20 protein-coding genes are annotated in these 15915 nt (G+C 73.2%); 5 read left to right on the top strand and 15 right to left on the bottom strand.

Going from position 1 to position 15915, the window contains the following annotated elements; genetic code table 11:
* Positions 1-81 precede the first annotated feature (81 nt).
* Positions 82-477 carry a Sec-independent protein translocase protein TatB gene (gene tatB / locus IQ251_RS14635; protein ID WP_193929129.1) on the top strand — a complete coding sequence of 132 codons (396 nt, stop codon included), beginning with the start codon at positions 82-84 and terminating at the stop codon, positions 475-477.
* On the opposite strand, the gene IQ251_RS14630 is transcribed toward tatB, so the two are convergent.
* From IQ251_RS14630 to IQ251_RS14620, 3 genes are all read right to left on the bottom strand, one after another.
* On the bottom strand, positions 456-1652 hold the full coding sequence (locus tag IQ251_RS14630) for an MFS transporter (protein ID WP_370591409.1): 1197 nt from the start codon (positions 1650-1652) through the stop codon (positions 456-458). The genes tatB and IQ251_RS14630 overlap by 22 nt on opposite strands.
* A complete protein-coding gene (locus tag IQ251_RS14625) occupies positions 1649-3172 on the bottom strand; it encodes a leucyl aminopeptidase family protein (RefSeq protein WP_193929128.1) in 1524 nt (507 codons plus the stop codon). The genes IQ251_RS14630 and IQ251_RS14625 overlap by 4 nt, the downstream gene beginning before the upstream one ends.
* Positions 3173-3505: 333 nt before the next feature.
* Positions 3506-3673 (bottom strand): DUF3117 domain-containing protein, encoded by a 168-nt coding sequence (locus IQ251_RS14620; protein WP_193929127.1) that lies wholly within the window; start codon positions 3671-3673, stop codon positions 3506-3508.
* Positions 3674-4062: 389 nt separating this feature from the next.
* Between IQ251_RS14620 and IQ251_RS14615 the strand changes: the two genes are divergently transcribed.
* The gene (locus IQ251_RS14615; RefSeq protein ID WP_193929126.1) at positions 4063-4851 is read left to right on the top strand and encodes an enoyl-CoA hydratase/isomerase family protein; all 789 of its coding nucleotides are present in this window, start codon (positions 4063-4065) and stop codon (positions 4849-4851) included.
* A 19-nt stretch (positions 4852-4870) separates the two neighbouring features.
* On the opposite strand, the gene IQ251_RS14610 is transcribed toward IQ251_RS14615, so the two are convergent.
* The 4 genes from IQ251_RS14610 to IQ251_RS14595 all read right to left on the bottom strand — a co-directional run bounded on the left by IQ251_RS14610 (position 4871) and on the right by IQ251_RS14595 (position 6783).
* Entirely contained in the window at positions 4871-5470 is a 600-nt protein-coding gene (locus IQ251_RS14610; RefSeq protein ID WP_193929125.1) for a DNA-3-methyladenine glycosylase I, read from the bottom strand.
* Positions 5463-5927, bottom strand: a complete 465-nt coding sequence (locus tag IQ251_RS14605) for an SRPBCC family protein (protein WP_193929124.1) — start codon at positions 5925-5927, stop codon at positions 5463-5465. Before IQ251_RS14605 ends, IQ251_RS14610 begins: the two co-directional genes overlap by 8 nt.
* A complete protein-coding gene (locus tag IQ251_RS14600; protein WP_193929123.1) occupies positions 5924-6316 on the bottom strand; it encodes a DivIVA domain-containing protein in 393 nt (130 codons plus the stop codon). Before IQ251_RS14600 ends, IQ251_RS14605 begins: the two co-directional genes overlap by 4 nt.
* A 137-nt stretch (positions 6317-6453) precedes the next feature.
* Positions 6454-6783 (bottom strand): PadR family transcriptional regulator, encoded by a 330-nt coding sequence (locus tag IQ251_RS14595; protein WP_193929122.1) that lies wholly within the window; start codon positions 6781-6783, stop codon positions 6454-6456.
* Between the two features lie 315 nt (positions 6784-7098).
* Between IQ251_RS14595 and IQ251_RS14590 the strand changes: the two genes are divergently transcribed.
* Positions 7099-7311: a hypothetical protein gene (locus IQ251_RS14590; protein ID WP_193929121.1), complete on the top strand. Its 213-nt coding sequence runs from the start codon at positions 7099-7101 to the stop codon at positions 7309-7311.
* 9 nt (positions 7312-7320) lie between these two features.
* Here IQ251_RS14590 and folP read toward each other — a convergent pair whose 3' ends face one another.
* From folP to dapE, 4 genes are all read right to left on the bottom strand, one after another.
* Positions 7321-8160: a dihydropteroate synthase gene (gene folP / locus IQ251_RS14585; RefSeq protein ID WP_193929168.1), complete on the bottom strand. Its 840-nt coding sequence runs from the start codon at positions 8158-8160 to the stop codon at positions 7321-7323.
* Positions 8161-8216: 56 nt separating this feature from the next.
* Positions 8217-8774: an LOG family protein gene (locus tag IQ251_RS14580; protein ID WP_228046917.1), complete on the bottom strand. Its 558-nt coding sequence runs from the start codon at positions 8772-8774 to the stop codon at positions 8217-8219.
* Positions 8771-9544 carry an LOG family protein gene (locus tag IQ251_RS14575; protein ID WP_193929120.1) on the bottom strand — a complete coding sequence of 258 codons (774 nt, stop codon included), beginning with the start codon at positions 9542-9544 and terminating at the stop codon, positions 8771-8773. Before IQ251_RS14575 ends, IQ251_RS14580 begins: the two co-directional genes overlap by 4 nt.
* 108 nt (positions 9545-9652) lie before the next feature.
* Positions 9653-10735, bottom strand: a complete 1083-nt coding sequence (gene dapE, locus IQ251_RS14570; protein WP_193929119.1) for a succinyl-diaminopimelate desuccinylase — start codon at positions 10733-10735, stop codon at positions 9653-9655.
* A gap of 122 nt (positions 10736-10857) precedes the next feature.
* Between dapE and dapD the strand changes: the two genes are divergently transcribed.
* Positions 10858-11847, top strand: coding sequence for a 2,3,4,5-tetrahydropyridine-2,6-dicarboxylate N-succinyltransferase (gene dapD, locus IQ251_RS14565; RefSeq protein ID WP_193929118.1), 990 nt, complete (start codon positions 10858-10860; stop codon positions 11845-11847).
* Positions 11848-11898: 51 nt separating this feature from the next.
* The gene (locus IQ251_RS14560; protein ID WP_193929117.1) at positions 11899-12834 is read left to right on the top strand and encodes a CHAD domain-containing protein; all 936 of its coding nucleotides are present in this window, start codon (positions 11899-11901) and stop codon (positions 12832-12834) included.
* Between the two features lie 3 nt (positions 12835-12837).
* Here IQ251_RS14560 and dapC read toward each other — a convergent pair whose 3' ends face one another.
* The 4 genes from dapC to mshB form a co-directional block, all read right to left on the bottom strand.
* Positions 12838-13962, bottom strand: coding sequence for a succinyldiaminopimelate transaminase (dapC, locus tag IQ251_RS14555; RefSeq protein ID WP_228046915.1), 1125 nt, complete (start codon positions 13960-13962; stop codon positions 12838-12840).
* On the bottom strand, positions 13959-14279 hold the full coding sequence (gene fdxA / locus IQ251_RS19800; protein WP_370591408.1) for a ferredoxin: 321 nt from the start codon (positions 14277-14279) through the stop codon (positions 13959-13961). Before fdxA ends, dapC begins: the two co-directional genes overlap by 4 nt.
* 337 nt (positions 14280-14616) lie before the next feature.
* Positions 14617-14976, bottom strand: a complete 360-nt coding sequence (locus IQ251_RS14550) for a hypothetical protein (protein WP_193929115.1) — start codon at positions 14974-14976, stop codon at positions 14617-14619.
* Entirely contained in the window at positions 14973-15875 is a 903-nt protein-coding gene (gene mshB, locus IQ251_RS14545) for an N-acetyl-1-D-myo-inositol-2-amino-2-deoxy-alpha-D-glucopyranoside deacetylase (protein WP_193929114.1), read from the bottom strand. The genes IQ251_RS14550 and mshB overlap by 4 nt, the downstream gene beginning before the upstream one ends.
* Between the last annotated feature and the right edge of the window lie 40 nt (positions 15876-15915).

Raw genomic sequence — 15915 nt, 5'->3', positions numbered from 1 at the left:
CGGATCGGTACCCTGACGGCGTGTCGGCGGTGCCGGTAGCGGCACCGGCCCGGGGACGGTGAGGACCGGAGGTAGTCGCGGATGTTCGATAGCATCGGCTGGCCGGAGCTGTTCATCCTCGCCCTGGCCGGGCTGTTCCTGCTGGGGCCGGAGCGGCTACCGGAGAGCGCTGCGTGGCTGGGGCGCACGATCCGCCAGGTCAAGGACTACGTGACCGGTGCCCAGCAGCAGATCCGCTCCGAGATCGGCCCCGAGTTCGATGAGCTGCGCAAACCACTCGAAGAGCTGCGCGGCATGCGCAACTTCAACCCGCGCACCGCGGTCAAGAACCACCTGTTCGACGGGCAGAACCCGCTCGACGAACCGCCCATCGGCAACGGCCACGCGAAGAAGGGCAGCAACCCCGCGACCGGCGCTCCGCCGCTCCGCCCGCTGGAGCCCGGCGAGCGCCCGCCCTACGACCCGGACACCACCTGACCGGATCCGCCGCGGGCGAGCAGCACACCGATCCCGGCGATGACGAACCAGCAGGTCAGCACGGCGGTCATCCCGGTCCAGCCCCAGGCCCCGTAGGCGAGTCCGCCGAGCACGCCGCCCACGCTGCTGCCGCCGTAGTAGGCGAACTGGTAGACGGCCGACGCCTGCCCGCGAGCGTCCGGGGACGCCCGGACGCCGACCCAGCCGCTGGCCACCGAGTGCGCGCCGAAGAACCCGCCGGTGAACACCACCAGGCCCAGCACGATCAGCGCGAACTGCGCGGCCAACATCAGCGCCAGTCCCAGCAGCGCCACCCCCAGTGCGGCGAGCAGCACCGGCACCCGGCCGCGGGCGTCGGCGAGCCGACCGGCCAGCGGGGCGGTGACCGTGCCGGCCGCGTAGGCCAAGAAGGCGAGCGCTGCCAGCGCCGGCGGCACCAGCAACGGCGGTCCGGTCAGCCGGAACACCAGCACGTTGTACACCGCGACGAACGCCCCCATGCCCAGTGCCGCCACCAGGAATGGCGCGTAGAGCACCGGGTCGCGCAGCGCCGCGGCGAGACCGCGCAGCAACGGCCGCCAGCGCAGCTGCTGGCGCCGGTGGCCGCGCTCGGCCGGTAGCAGCAGCACGAACAGCACCGTGCACACCGCACCGAGCAGCGCCACCGCCAGCAGACCGCCGTGCCAACCCAGCACGTCCCCGGCGATACCGCCGAGCAGCCTGCCGGTCATCCCGCCCAGGGTCGTGCCCGCGACGTACAGGCCCATGGTCGTGCCCATCGCGGCCGCCCCGGTCTCGGCGACCAGGTAGGCCACCGCCACCGCCGCCAGGCCGGCGATCAGCACGCCCTGCACCAGCCGCAGCCCCACCAGCAGCCAGAACGCCCGCACCCAGGGCAGCACCAGGCCGAGCAGCTCGGCGCTGACCAGCGAGGCGATCATCGTGCGGCGCCTGCCGAGCGCTTCGGACAGCGTGCCCAGCGGGACCGCCGCGACGGCCAGGCCCAGCGTCGCCGCGGACACCAGCAGCGCGGCGGTGCCCGGGCTCAGCGCGAACGACTCCGCGATCTGCGGCAGCACCGGCTGGGGCGCGTAGAGCAGCGCGAACAGCGCCAGCGCGCCGACGACCAGCGAAATCCGGATGCGACGGGTCCGTGCCGCAGCGACGGCGATCACTCCGCCCGGGCGAGGTCCGCGGCCAGCTCGACGAGGGTGCGCGCGGCGAACCCGGTCGCCCCGGACACCACCTCGGCGTAGTCCTGCTCGGCGCGAGCCGGTCCCGCGATGTCCAGGTGCGCCCACGGCAGCCCGGCGGTGAACTCGCGCAGGAACAGGGCGGCACCGACCGCGCCGGGACCGGACGGGGCCTGCTTGAGATCGGCCTGCTCGCCGCGCACGTCGGGTTCGTGGTCGGCCAGCAGTGGCATCTCCCACCACCGTTCCCCGGTGCTCGCCCCCGCGGTGCGGATCCGCTCGGCCAGTTCCGGTTCGCTGGCGAACACGCCCCCGGTGCGCAGGCCCAGCGCGACCTTCATCGCCCCGGTCAACGTGGCCACATCCACGACCAGCTCGGGATCGAGCGTCTCGGCCGCGTAGGCGAGCGCATCGGCCAGCACCATCCGCCCCTCGGCGTCGGTGTTGGCCACCTCGGTGGTCGTGCCGCCGCGGTGGCGCACCACGTCTCCGGGCCGGTAGGCGCTGCCGGAGACGTGGTTCTCGGCAGCGGGCACCAGACCGGTCACCCGGACCGGCAGCTGGAGGTGCGCGATCGCCAGCAGGGCGCCGATGACCGCGGCACCGCCCGCCATGTCGGTGCGCATCAGGTGCATGCCGTCGGCCGGTTTCAGCGAGATACCGCCGGTGTCGAAGGTGATCCCCTTGCCCACCAGCACCAGGTGCCCGCCGCGCGCGTCGGCCGGACCGTAGGACAGCTCCAGCAGCCGCGGGGGCCGCGCGGACCCGCCGCCGACGGCGAGCACACCGCCGAAACCGTGCTCGGTGAGCCATTTCTCGTCCCGGACGACGGCGTCGAGCCCGGGGGTCCGCTCGGCGAGCTCGGCGGCGCGGGAGGTCAGCCAGTCGGGATCCTTCACGTTCGACGGCGCGTTGGCCAGGTCGCGCGCCAGCGAGGTGGCCGAGGCCAGCACGCGCGCCCGTCCCGCCCGCTCGCGCAGCGCCGCCTGGTCGGCACCCTCCGGCGCGACCAGCAGCACCTTGCGCAGCCGGGCCGGGGACGGCTCGGCGGTGACCCGGAACCGGTAGGCGCCCAGCGACAGCCCCAGCACCAGCGCGTCCACGGATTCGGGCAACACGCCCGCGGGCAACCGGACCTGCAGGTAGTCGATCTCCGGCGCATCGCCCAGATCGCCGAGCTCGGAGCCGGGGTCACCGCCCTCGACGAGCCGGTCGCGCACCGCGCGGGCGAGTCCGGCACCGGCGCCGCGCCAGTCGGCCCCGGAACCGGCTCCGGCGCCGACCGACCACCCGACGGCCCCACCGGCCGGCGCGAACGGCTGGACCGCTCCCGCCGCGGACGAGGCGCCCACCGCGCGCAACACGTCCGCGTCCAGGCCGAACGCCTCGGCGGCCTCGGTCAGGTCCGGACCGTCCGCGCCCTCCAACACCGGGATCGCGCCGGGCAGACCGTCCCGCCAGGAGGCCACGACGTCCACTTCGACCAGATCGGTCGGAATCACCGGCAGTTCCGGCTCAGTGCGCCGGGTGGAGCGCTGGGTCTGCGATGTGCGGGAGGACTGGGACGAACGGAACACTCCGGAAGCGGACACGCGATGACCCTCCTGCGCGGGACCGGCCCGCGCGCGCTCGAAACCTCGGACCTCGAACCGCTTCGCGGCGGTCCGCTGGGTGCGCACCCGGCGAACGCGGCGCACGTGCCGCAGTGCTCACCTGATCGATTCTCGGGCACCCGCCCGTGGTCCCGGAACCGGGTCCATCCGGGCACCCGGACCGCGGCGGGGTGCAGTCCACGGAATCGCGCCCGGACCGGCACCCCGCACCGCGCGGCGGCCTCAGCCGGTGGCCGACTCCAGCGCATCGCCCAGGTTCTTGGCCTCGTCGAGCGTCATCTCGACGACGAGCCGCCCACCGCCCTCGAGTGGGACGCGCATCACGATGCCGCGTCCCTCCTTCGTCACTTCGAGGGGACCGTCTCCGGTCCTGGGCTTCATGGCCGCCATAGCGTGCTCCCTCCGTGAACTCTTGCCCGCTGGTCGCGGCGACCAGGCAGGGCCCCGGTCCATTGTCCCCCATCCCGAGCCGGGGACGAAACCGAACCGATCAACTGTGTCGCCCGTGCGCTGGTCGAATGCCGCCGCGGGCTGGCAGACTCAGCGCACGCCGAAGCCCTTACGGTGGACTCACGATCACCGCGATCCCCGGGCGAGACCCGTTCCGGCGGGCCACCCGGGGTGGCCGACCGGACCGCGGCGGTGATCGCCGAGGTGCCCGACAACCAGGAGGAACACTGTCCACCCGGGATTCGCGAGCCCGCTCGCGAAGTCCACAGTGGATGACATGCCGAACCGGGTCGCGGCACCGGATCAGATCGAAACGCGAGGAGCGAGAAGTGACCGACGTACTGTTGACCCAGGACTCAGACGGTGTGCGCCTACTCACGCTGAACCGGCCGGAGGCATTCAACTCGCTCAGCGTCGAGCTCAAGGAGGACCTGATCGCGGCGCTGCGCGAAGCCGCCGCCGACGACGCGATCCGCTCCCTGGTGATCACCGGCGCGGGCAAGGCGTTCTGCGCGGGCCAGGACCTCAAGGAGCACACCGACCTGCTGGATTCCGGCGACCCGGCCCCGATGAAGACGGTCGAGGATCACTACAACCCGCTGATCCGGGCCATCACCGCGATGCCCAAACCGGTCATCGCCGCGGTCAACGGGATGGCCGCCGGCGCCGGCGCCTCACTGGCCTACGCCAGCGATCTGCGCGTGGCCGCGGACAACGCCAAGTTCCTGATGGCGTTCGCCAACGTCGGCTTGTCCAGCGACACCGGGGCCTCCTGGACGCTCCCGCGGCTGATCGGCTACGGCCGGGCCATGGAGATGCTGCTGCTGGCCGAACCGGTCGCGGCCGAGGAAGCGCTGCGCATCGGCATGGTCAACCGCGTGGTGCCGGAGGGGTCCGCGGTGGAGGCCGCCACCGAGATCGCCACCCGGATGGCCGCGGGCCCGACCAGCGCCTACGCGCGGATCAAGGAGACCATGCTGGCCGCGGCGTCCGAAGGGCTCACCGAGGCGCTCGAAGTCGAGGCCGGCGCGCAGGGCGAAGCGGCGCAGACCCACGACCACCGCGAGGCCACGGCCGCCTTCGTCGCCAAGCGCACCCCGCAGTTCACCGGCCACTGAGCCCGCCCGCCCCGCGGGATCACCCGCGGGGCGCGCCGCGGCCCTCGGGAGCCAGCCAGCAGCCGCGCAGGTGATCGTCGACCATGCCGACCGCCTGCATCAGGGCGTAGCAGGTGGTCGGCCCCACGAAGGCGAACCCGCGGCGCTTGAGCTCGCGGGCCATCGCCGTGGACTCCGGGGTCGTGGCGGGCACCTCGTCCGCGCTCCGCGGGCGGGCGCGCGGAGCGTCCGGGGCGAACGACCAGAGCAGCTCGTCCAGTCCGCCGGCCAGCTCCAGCACCGCGCGGGCGTTGCCGATCGCCGCGTCGATCTTGGCCCGGTTGCGCACGATGCGCGCGTCGGCGAGCAGCTCCGCCCGCTCCGGCTCGCCGAACGCGGCCACCCGCACCGGATCGAAACCGGCGAACGCGTCGCGGAACGCGGGCCGCTTGCGCAGGATCGTCAGCCAGGACAGCCCGGACTGGAACGCCTCCAGCGTGATCCGCTCGAACAGCGCCGACTCGCCGTGCAGCGGCCGTCCCCATTCCCGGTCGTGGTACTCGGCGTAGTCGGCGGGTCGCGCACCCCACGGGCAACGCCGCAGACCGTCCGCACCGGGCAGGACCTGCTGGTCAGGCACCTGCACTCCCGTCCCGCTCCGCAGCGCACAACTCGGCGAACCCGGTCAGCGAGCGACGCAGACCCCAGGTGAACGCGGGGCGCACCGCAGGCCACAGCAGCCCGCCGCCCACGGGCAGGACCAGCCGTTCCCACCACACGAACGTCGCCGCGCCGTTGCCGCAGCGGATCACGTCGAAACCCCCGTCGCCGCGGACCAGCTCACCGTCGTGCCGGACCCGGCAGCTGCGCGGCGGCTGCCACTCCACCACCGTCATGTGGTCGACGACCCCCGCGCCGCGCAACCCGGTCACCGCCATCAGCCTGCTGCCCGCACCGCCGTCCCCGGCGACCAGGTGCACCTCGGTGCCCAGCATCCACTCCCGCTGACGCGCCCAATCGGTGGCCAACGACCAGACCGCTTCCGGGGGTGCCTGCACCGGGACGGCCACCCGGACCTCGGCGGTGCGCGCGCTCATGCCGGGTCGTCCTGTCCGCGCTCGCCGTCCTCGGGCGTGCCCGACTCGGGGTCCGGCTCGGCCGCGGAGCGCGAGCGGTGCAGTTCCTCGCCCGCGGCGTCCAGCTGGCGTTCCAGCACGGCCACCTGGCCGCGCAGCTCGTCGAGCTCACCGGCGAGCCGGTCCAGCGTCCAGTCGACCTCGGCGGCCTTGTACCCGCGCACGACCTGCTGGAACCGCAGGTCGCGCACGTCGTCGCCCTCGATGCCGCGCGCGGGCAGCCGGGTCGGCGTCGCACCGGGCGGCAGCGGGGCGAGCTGTTCCCCGCGCCCGAAGACGAGCGAGGCGAGCAGGTAGACGACCGCCGCGACGGCCAGGACCACGAAGACGTACACGAGCGCACTAGCCACGGTCACCCATCGTGGCACGCATCGTGCACAGATCGAACCACCACGCCCGACGCCATCGGTCGGACGTTCCGGAGGGCGGCGTGGAGAGGTTCCGCTACCGGCCCGCGAGCCCGTTCACCGCGGTCCGGCCGACGAGGTCAGGTGCGGACCGGGGTTTGCAGGACGCCTTCGATGGCGCTGGTGAACTCGCGCCAGGCGCGGCGTTCGGCGGCGAGTTCTTGCGCACCGGCGCTGGTCAGCTGGTAGGTGCGGCGTTGCCGCCCGCCCACGGTGCTCCACGAACTCCGCACGTATCCCGCCCGCTCCAGGCGACGCAGGGCCGGGTATACCGTCCCGGTGGGGAGATCGAGTGCTCCCCCACTGCGCTCCTGGAGCGCTTCGATGATCGCGTAGCCGTGCAGCGCCCGGCCGTCCAGCGTCGCCAGCAGCAGGGCGTCCAGGTGACCGCGTAGCGCATCAGCCTTCACGGGTAGCCACTCTACGGTCATTTCCGAGCACTGTCACCGGCTGACGACAACAGGACCTAGGTCCTTTCGCGATCCTGACCAGTCATGATCCGGGACACACCGGCCCGTTCTGCGCCGTTCGGGTGGAAAGCGCAGGAAGCGGCGCCCCCGGAGCGCTCCGGTGCGCAGACCCCGCGGACGAGGAGTCGGATCGCACGAGTGACGGGAGTTGCACTCGGTGCACCAGCACACCGGAACCCAGCAGACGGAAGCCCTGCACGCCGAAGCCCAGCAGACCGAACCCCCGAAGACCCCGCTCGAACAGCTGCGGTGGGCGTGATCGAGAGCCATCCGGAACCCGGCGTCGAGCGCGATGAGGCGCAGTGGCGCCTGCAGGAGCTCGTCGAGGAACTCGACCGCGACGGTCCCAGCACCCGCCGGGTCAGAGCGCGCTGGTTGCGCCTGGTCCCGCCGCTGACCGCGGTGCGGCCGGACGTACCGGTGGCCCGGTCGTCGAAGCTCCTGGACGCGGCCCTGCCGCAGCGCTGAGCCGACGACTCAGGCCAACGCCCGCAGCACCTGGTCCGGTGGGCGGGTCCCGGCGATGCTCGCCACCATGTCCAGAGCGCGCCGGGTCTCGCCCACGTGATGCGCGCGGAACACGCGGGCACCGCCGAACGCGGCCACCGCGGTCGCGGCGAGCGTGCCTTCCAGCCGCTCGTCCACGCCCGCGCCCAGCGTCTCACCGATGAAGTCCTTGTTGGACAGAGCCATCAGCACCGGCCAGCCGGTGCCCACCAGTTCGCCGAGTCGGCGCAGCAGTTCCAGCCCGTGCCAGGTGTTCTTGCCGAAGTCGTGCGTGGGATCGATGAGCACGCCCGCGGCCGGCACCCCCCGCTGCACGACATCGCGCGCCCGTTCGGCCAGTTCCTCGGCGACCTGCGCGACCACGTCGGTGTAGCGCACCCGGAACGGATCGGTGCGCGGCGCCAACCCGCCGGTGTGCGAGCAGACCATGCCGACGCCGAATTCCGCGGCGACCTCCGGCAATCGCGGATCGGCGCCCGCCCAGGTGTCGTTGATGAGGTCCGCGCCCGCCGCGCACACCTGCCGGGCGACCTCGCGGCGCCAGGTGTCCACGCTGAGCACGAGCCCGGGGTGCCGCTCGCGCATCGCGGCGACGAACGGGACGACGCGCCTGCTCTCCTCGGCGGCGTCCACGACCTCGCCTTGCGCGCCCGCGCGCACCCCGCCGATGTCCACGATGTCGGCGCCCTCGTCGACCGCGCGGTCGACGGCCTCGGCGGCCGCACCGGTGGCGAACGTGCGCCCGCGGTCGAAGAAGGAGTCCCGGGTGCGGTTGACGATCGCCATCACCAGCGGTCGGTCGCCGGGCATCTGCTTGTCCCGGAAGCGCAGCGGCGGCACGTCCCGCTCCGGGCCGGTGCCGCCGGTCATGCCGCGCACGCGTCGAGGGCGGATTCCACGTCGGCGACCACGGTCAGCGCGTCCAACGAGCGCTGCGAAGCGAAACCGCTGTCCACCAGCTGCTGCAGCCAATCGAGCAGCCCGCGGAAGTGGCCGTCCGGATCCAGCAGCACCACCGGTTTCTCGTGCATCCCGATGTAGCGCGCCGTCCAGATCTCGAACAGCTCCTCGCAGGTCCCGATACCGCCGGGCAAGGTGAGGAACGCGCTGGCGTGCGCGTCCATCAGCCCCTTGCGCTCGCGCATCGTCTCCACGACCAGCAGCTCGTCCGCGTCGTCGTCGGCGACCTCCTTGTCCACCAGCGCCCGCGGGATGACGCCGATGGTGCGCGCACCGCCGGAGCGGGCGGCCCGGGCGACCTCGCCCATCATCGAGACCCGGCCGCCCCCGGAAACCAGGTCCCACCCGCGCTTGGCGATCGAGGTGCCCACCTCGGCGGCCAGGTCGAGGTAGTGCTGCGGAACCGGGCCCGAGGCGCAGTACACGCAGACCGAAACGTCCACATCGGACTCGATGCCGCTCAATGCGCCGCCTCCCACGCTTCGTAGGCCTCGTGCACCACGCTCATCGCGTCGTCCACGTCATCGGTCAGGTGCAGCAGCGCCAGATCCTTGGCATCGATCTTGCCGGAGGCGTGCATGCTGTCCCGCACCCAGTCGTACAGCCCCTGCCAGTAGGACTTGCCGAACAGCACGATCGGGAACTTGGTGACCTTCTTCGTCTGCACCAGGGTCAGCGACTCGAACAGCTCGTCCAGCGTGCCGAAACCGCCCGGCAGGCAGATGAACGCCTGCGCGTACTTGACGAACATGGTCTTGCGCACGAAGAAGTAGCGGAAGTTGACGCCCAGGTCCACCCACGGGTTCAGCCCTTGCTCGAAGGGCAGCTCGATGCCGAGCCCGATGGACAACCCACCGGCCTCGGACGCACCGCGGTTGACCGCCTCCATGGTCCCCGGCCCGCCGCCGGTGATCGCGCCGCAGCCGATCCCGGCCAGCGCCGCGCCGATCTCCACGCCCCGCTGGTACTCCGGGTCCTCGCGCGGCGTCCGGGCGGAGCCGAACACCGTCACGGCGCGCGGCACCTCGGCCAGCGCACCGAAGCCCTCGACGAACTCCGACTGGATGCGCAGCACCCGCCACGGATCGGTGTGCACCCAGTCCGTCGGACCGCGGGAGTCCAGCAGCCGCTGGTCGGTCGTGCTCGCTTCGCTCAACCGGGATCGGCGCAGCACCACGGGTCCGCGCTGCTTCTCCTGCGGGCGCTCGGCACCGTTCGGGCGTTCGATCGTCATGCTGTCGAGAGTACGCAGCCCGCGCGCGGGGCAGAACACGCCCCGACCGCGCGCTGATGTGAGAATCGCCTGTTCACAAGGGATTCACCCGGGCGTACGGGCGCAGCATCACGACGCGCCGAGGAATCGCCTCAGCACCTCGGCGCAGTGCCGGATCTGCGCCGTCGGCACGTTCTCCTGCCTGGTGTGCGCCAGGGTCGGCGAGCCAGGGCCGAAGTTCACCGCCGGCAGGCCGCGGGCTGCGAACCTCGCCACATCGGTCCAGCCCAGCTTGGCGACCGGCTCGGCCCCCGAGGCGCGCACCAGCTCGGCCGCCGGGCCCGCGGACAGCCCGGGCAGCGCACCTCCGGACCGGTCCACCACCTCGACGTCGTAGCCGGCGAACAGCTCCCGCAGGTGTGCCTCGGCCTCGGCGACCGACGTGTCCGGGGCGAACCGGTGGTTCACGGTCACCACACAGCTGTCCGGGACCACGTTGCCGGCCACACCGCCCTCGATGCGCACCGCCTGCAGACCCTCGCGGAACTGCAGCCCGTCGATCACCGGGTTCCGCGGCACGTACTCGGCCAGCGCGCGCAGGACCGGCTCGGCGGCGTGCACGGCGTTGGACCCCATCCACGCCCGCGCGGTGTGCGCCCGGGTCCCGTTGGTGCGCACCTCGACGCGCATCGTGCCCTGGCAGCCGGCCTGGATCCCCGCGTCGGAGGGCTCGCCCACGATCGCCAGATCGCCGTCCAGCCACTCCGGCAGCTCCCGCTCGATCCGGTTCAGGCCGTTGCGCTCGGCCTCGACTTCCTCGCAGTCGTAGAACACGAAGGTCAGGTCGTGGCGCGGTTCGGTGAGCGCGGCCGCCAGGTGCAGCAGGACCGCGTCCCCGCCCTTCATGTCCACCGAGCCGCACCCGTGCAGCAGCTCGTCGGCGCCGCTGCCGGTGCGGTGCGACGGCAGGTTGTCGTTGATCGGGACCGTGTCCAGGTGCCCGGCCAGCACGACCCGCGAGTCCCGGCCCAGCTCGGTGCGGGCCAGCACCGCGTCCCCGCTGCGCACCACCCGCAGGTGCGGGGCCGCGGTGACCAGCGCCTGCTGCACGGCATCGGCGAGGGGTCGTTCGGAGCCGGAGACGCTGGGGATGTCCACCAACGCTGCGGTGAGGTCGACGGGGTCCGCGGTGAGGTCCAGTGCAGCGGTCACGCTCGGCAGGCTAACCGCCGGCGCAGGTCCACCGCCGCCCGGTTCCGCAGCGGCTCACCCGGCGTTTCCGCGGTCGGGCCCCTGTGGGGCCGCGCGCGCCCGCTGCGACTACCGTTTCCGGTATGAGCAGTGCGCAGACCCCCGACCCGCAGACGACGGGTGCCCACGGCGTGGGCCTGGCGACCGTGACCGACGACGGCACCGTGCTGGACACCTGGTATCCCACGGTGAAGCTGGACGAGCCGGGCGAGTCCGGCAGCACCCGGCTGTCCGCCGAGGAGGCCGCCGAGCACCTGGGTGCGGCCGGAGCCGCGCTGGTCGGGCGGGACGATGCCCGCGGCGTGGAGGTGGTCGCGGTCCGCTCGGTGATCGGCAGCCTGGCCGACGAACCGGCGGACACGCACGACCTGTACCTGCGGCTGCACCTGCTGTCCCACCGGCTGGTGCGCCCGCACGGGCAGAACCTGGACGGCATGTTCGGACTGCTGGCCAACGTGGTGTGGACCAACCACGGCCCGTGCCCGGTGGAGGGCTTCGAGGCGACCCGGCTGCGGCTGCGCTCCCGCGGCGCGGTGACCGTCTACAGCGTGGACAAGTTCCCGCGCATGGTCGACTACGTCATCCCGTCCGGCGTGCGCGTCGGCGATGCCGACCGCGTCCGGCTGGGCGCGCACCTGGCCAGCGGCACGACCGTGATGCACGAGGGCTTCGTCAACTTCAACGCGGGAACGCTCGGCGCCTCGATGGTCGAGGGCCGCATCTCGGCCGGCGTCGTGGTCGGCGACGGTTCGGACGTGGGCGGTGGCGCGTCGATCATGGGCACGCTGTCCGGCGGCGGCAAGGAGGTCATCTCGGTCGGCGAGCGCTGCCTGATCGGTGCCAACGGCGGCTCGGGGATCTCGCTCGGCGACGACTGCGTGGTCGAGGCCGGCCTGTACGTGACCGCGGGCACCAAGGTGACCCTGCCCGACGGCACGATCACCCGCGCCCGCGAGTTGTCCGGCTCGAACGGACTGCTGTTCCGCCGGAACTCCACCAGCGGGACCGTCGAGGTCACCACCCGCTCCGGCGGCAAGGTCGAGCTCAACGCCGCCCTGCACGCCAACGACTGACGCCCGGGTGGCCGGGGGCGGGGCGCCGCCCACCGGCCCTACCATCGGCGCATGGGCGCCGAGCAGGACATCCGGGACGTCGCCGCGGCGGTGCGGCTGCCCGAAGCGCCGCCCGACCCGGGCCGCGCGGCGCCGGTGGCCGAACTGGTGCGCACCGGGCTGCACACCCGGCTGCGCGCGGTCCTGGCGCACGACCCGGGCACTCGCCGCGATTCGGATCCCGAGCAGCTGCACCAGATGCGGGTGTCCGTGCGCCGGATGCGCGCGATGCTCAAGTCCGGGCGGCCGTTCCTGGACACCGCCCGCTCCGAACCGCTGCGCGCCGAATTGGGCTGGCTCGGCCGGGCACTCGGTCCGGTGCGCGATCTGGACGTGCTGCTGGCTCGGCTGGACGAGCAGGCCGAGCTGCTGCCCGCCGCGGAGCGCGCCGCCGCGCAGGACCTGCTGGGTGGGTTGCGCGCGGAACGCGAGCGGGCGCGCGCGGATCTGGTGGCCGCGCTGGACGGCGAGCGGTACCTGCGCCTGCTGCAGGACGCGGCGGATGCGGTGCGTGCCGGGATCGCCGCACCGGACTCCACTGCGGACGGAGCGCGGGAACTGCGCCGGGCCATGCGCGCGCAGCTGCGCAAAGTGGAGGAGCAGGTCGCCCGGCTGCCCACAGATCCGGCGGACGAGCAGTTGCACGCGCTGCGGATCCGCGGCAAGCGGATCCGCTACACGGCCGAACTCGCCCGGCCGATCTCCGGAAAACCGGTGCGGCGCTTGCTCAAGAAGGCCGAACGCTTCCAGGACGTGCTCGGCGCGCACCAGGACGCTTGCGTGACCGCGCACCGGGTGCGCGAGCAGCTGGCCACCGCGGGCGGGGACACCGCGGCGGCCTTCGCGGCCGGCCGCCTGGTGGAACGCGAGTCCGCCCGCCGCGCGGAGCAACGAGCCCGCTGGCAGCGCAGTTGGCGGGAACTCCGCAACGCCGGTCGGAAGCTGTAGCGATCAGCCCGCGAGGCGCTGCGCGGCGGCGGCGACCCGCTCGTCCGAGGCGGTGAGCGCGATGCGCACGTGCTGCTCGCCCGCGGGTCCGTAGAAGGTCCCCGGGGCGGCCAGGATGCCGCGCTGGGCGAGCAGGTCCACCGTGCGCCAGGCGTCCTCGCCGCGGGTGGCCCACAAGTACAGCCCGGCGGCGGAGTGCTCGATGATGAATCCGGCGGCTTCCAGCGCGGGACGCAGCTGCGCCCGCCGGTTGGCGTAGAGCTCGCGCTGGGCGGCGACGTGGTCGTCGTCGTCGAGCGCGGCGGTGATCGCCTCCTGCACCGGGCGAGGCACGATCATGCCCGCGTGCTTGCGCAGTTCCAGCAGCCTGCTCACCAGCACCGGGTCCCCGGTGACGAACCCGGCGCGGTATCCGGCGAGGTTGGCGGACTTGGACAGCGAGTGCACCGCGAGTACCCCGGTGCGGTCGGCGCAGACGGCGGGGTGCAGCACGGAGACCGGCTCAGCGTCCCAGCCCAACGAGAGGTAGCACTCGTCCGAGGCGATGATCGATCCGGCCGCGCGCGCCGCGCTGACCGATTCGCGCAGCTGCGCGGCGTCGAGCACCTGGCCGGTGGGGTTCGACGGGGAGTTCAACCAGGTCAACACGGTTCCGGCAGGCGGCGCCTCACCGGGGGCCAGCCGGACGACCTCGGCACCCGCCAGCGTCGCACCCGCCTCGTAGGTCGGGTAGGCGAGCTCGGGCACCGCGACGACGTCCCCGGGGCGCACGCCGAGCAGCGTGGGCAGCCACGCGACGAGCTCCTTGGAACCGATGGTGGGCAGCACGGCGTCCGTGGGGACATCGGCCACCCCGAACCGCCGCTGCAGCGCACCGGCGGCGGCCGCGCGCAGTTCCGGAGTGCCGTGCGTGGCCGGGTATCCCGGGACGTCGGCCACCGAGGTCAGCGCCCGCTGCAGGACGTCCGGGACCGGATCCACCGGGGTTCCCACGGACAGGTCGACGATCCCGTCCGGGTGGGCGGCGGCCGTGGCCTTCACCTCGGCCAGCGTGTCCCAGGGGAACTCCGGCAGCTGCGGACCGCGGCGCCCGGACGCCGAAGCGCCCGGGCTGGTCGCGGAGCTCATTCCGCCTGCGGAGGCAGGCTGGTGACGGGCTCCACGTCCTTCTCGACCTTGCCGACCTTGGCGGCGCCGCCCGGCGAACCGAGGTCGTCGAAGAAGTCGACGTTCGCCTTGGTGTACGCGGCCCACTCGTCCGGTACGTCGTCTTCGTAGTAGATGGCCTCCACCGGGCACACCGGCTCGCAGGCACCGCAGTCGACGCACTCGTCCGGGTGAATGTAGAGCATCCGCCCGCCCTCGTAGATGCAGTCGACAGGGCACTCCTCGATGCATGCCTTGTCGAGCACGTCGACGCAGGGCTCGGCGATCACGTAGGTCACGGTTGATCTCCTGCTCGAAGCGTTGTCACCGCGCAGGAATCTCCTGACGCGACAACTGACAGTATCTCTCCTGCCCCGCACGCACGTAACTGGTCCACAGCGCGGGAGCCCGCAGCACTCTAGTGCTCGGCGGTTAACGGCGTAAACCAGAACGGCGGCCGCTCAGCCGATCACGCACCGGCGCGCCATGGCAGCGCGCCCGTACCCTCGGGTAACCCCACTGCATCGACGGTGGCAGCGGGCTCGGCGCACCGCCACCCGGCGGCGGGAGGCGCACCGGCCCGCGGAGCGGGTGCCGTTCACCACACCCATGCGTCGCAATCCCGCGCCGCAGGCGTCAGATCCCGCGCTTGCCCAGCTGGATGCCGAGCATCATGGCCCCCGGCAGCGCTCCGCCACCGATCAGCAGCAGGGCGCGCCAGTCGCCGATGAGCACGATGTCCCCACCGGGGCCGAGCACACCGAACACGAACATCGCCACCAGCCACGCCAGCAGCGGCGCGGCGGCCACCAACCTGCTCCGGGACAACCGGGCGGCCTCGGCCACCAGCAGCGGCGTGGTCACCGCCGCGACCGCGGCCGTGATCGGGAACTGCACGGTACCCAGCCACAACGGCAGGAACAGCAGTTCCAGCACCGCCAGCAGCACGGCGTCGAGCACCAGGACGCCCAGCAGGACGCGATCGCGCGCGGTCATCGCGGCTCCGTCCCGAGCACGCCCAGCCCGCCGAACAGGTCGCTGCCGCACCCCTGCGGATCACCGGCGCCCAGCACGAAGTGCTCGGTGCGCACGACCGGGTGCGCGATGCCGTTGGACAGCGCGTACGCGGCCACCCCGGCACCGCCGTCCCAGCGGTCCGCCCACACCTGCACCTGGGTGCCGTGCGCCCGCAGCGCGCTCATCTTGGCGGGCAGGTGCTCGGTCACGTCCAGCACCGCGTCCACCGACGCGTCGTCCACCCCGGCCAGCTCGTGCGGTTCGGGCAGGTGGAACGGCAGGTCCGGCGCGCCCCGCAGCGCGCCCAGCCCGGCGGTGATCGCCCCGCGCGAGGGCACCGAGTAGAAGACCCGCTGCACATCGGGGACGTCCGCGGCCGCGGCCACCGTCACCTCGTGCGCGCGCACGTGGTCCGGGTGCCCGTAGCCGCCGTCGGCCGCGTAGCTGACCACGACCTGCGGTCTGAACTCGCGCAGGACGTCGGTCAGGGCCGCGGTCTGCGCAGCGCGGTCACCGACCGCGAACGCCCGCGGGTGCGCGTCCGGCAGCGCGGTGGCCCGGCCCGGCTCGGCCCACAGCATCCCGGAATCGCGCCAGCACCCGATCCCGCCGAGGAACCGGTGGTCGGTCACGTGCAGCGCGGCGCAGGCCGAGCGCAGTTCGCCGACCCGGTAGCCGCCGAGCTGGTCGGCCCGATCGGCGGCCAGACCGCGCAGGCTCTCCGGGATGACCTCACCCTCTTCGCCGAGCGTGCAGGTCACCACGATCACCTGCACACCGCGCGCGGCGTAGCGGGCGATCGTGCCGCCGGTCCACAGCGTTTCGTCGTCCGGATGCGCGTGCACCAGCAACAACCGAGGAGGAGCCGTCAGCGTCACGTCCCCAGCCTATGCACCGCCCGGCCGGGCGCCGATGCGC

The organism is Saccharopolyspora montiporae (assembly GCF_015209505.1).
Classification (GTDB): domain Bacteria; phylum Actinomycetota; class Actinomycetes; order Mycobacteriales; family Pseudonocardiaceae; genus Saccharopolyspora; species Saccharopolyspora montiporae.
Note: the sequence above shows the minus strand (reverse complement) of the source record. Positions and strands in the feature narration are given on the sequence as shown.

Excerpts from the sequence above, each read along its gene's own strand:
- tatB (WP_193929129.1), top strand. The coding sequence starts at position 82 with ATGTTCGATAGCATCGGCTGGCCGGAGCTGTTCATCCTCGCCCTGGCC.
- IQ251_RS14620 (WP_193929127.1), bottom strand. The coding sequence starts at position 3,673 with ATGGCGGCCATGAAGCCCAGGACCGGAGACGGTCCCCTCGAAGTGACG.
- IQ251_RS14605 (WP_193929124.1), bottom strand. The coding sequence starts at position 5,927 with ATGAGCGCGCGCACCGCCGAGGTCCGGGTGGCCGTCCCGGTGCAGGCA.
- folP (WP_193929168.1), bottom strand. The coding sequence starts at position 8,160 with ATGCCCGGCGACCGACCGCTGGTGATGGCGATCGTCAACCGCACCCGG.
- IQ251_RS14575 (WP_193929120.1), bottom strand. The coding sequence starts at position 9,544 with ATGACGATCGAACGCCCGAACGGTGCCGAGCGCCCGCAGGAGAAGCAG.
- dapD (WP_193929118.1), top strand. The coding sequence starts at position 10,858 with ATGAGCAGTGCGCAGACCCCCGACCCGCAGACGACGGGTGCCCACGGC.
- IQ251_RS14560 (WP_193929117.1), top strand. The coding sequence starts at position 11,899 with ATGGGCGCCGAGCAGGACATCCGGGACGTCGCCGCGGCGGTGCGGCTG.
- dapC (WP_228046915.1), bottom strand. The coding sequence starts at position 13,962 with ATGAGCTCCGCGACCAGCCCGGGCGCTTCGGCGTCCGGGCGCCGCGGT.
- IQ251_RS14550 (WP_193929115.1), bottom strand. The coding sequence starts at position 14,976 with ATGACCGCGCGCGATCGCGTCCTGCTGGGCGTCCTGGTGCTCGACGCC.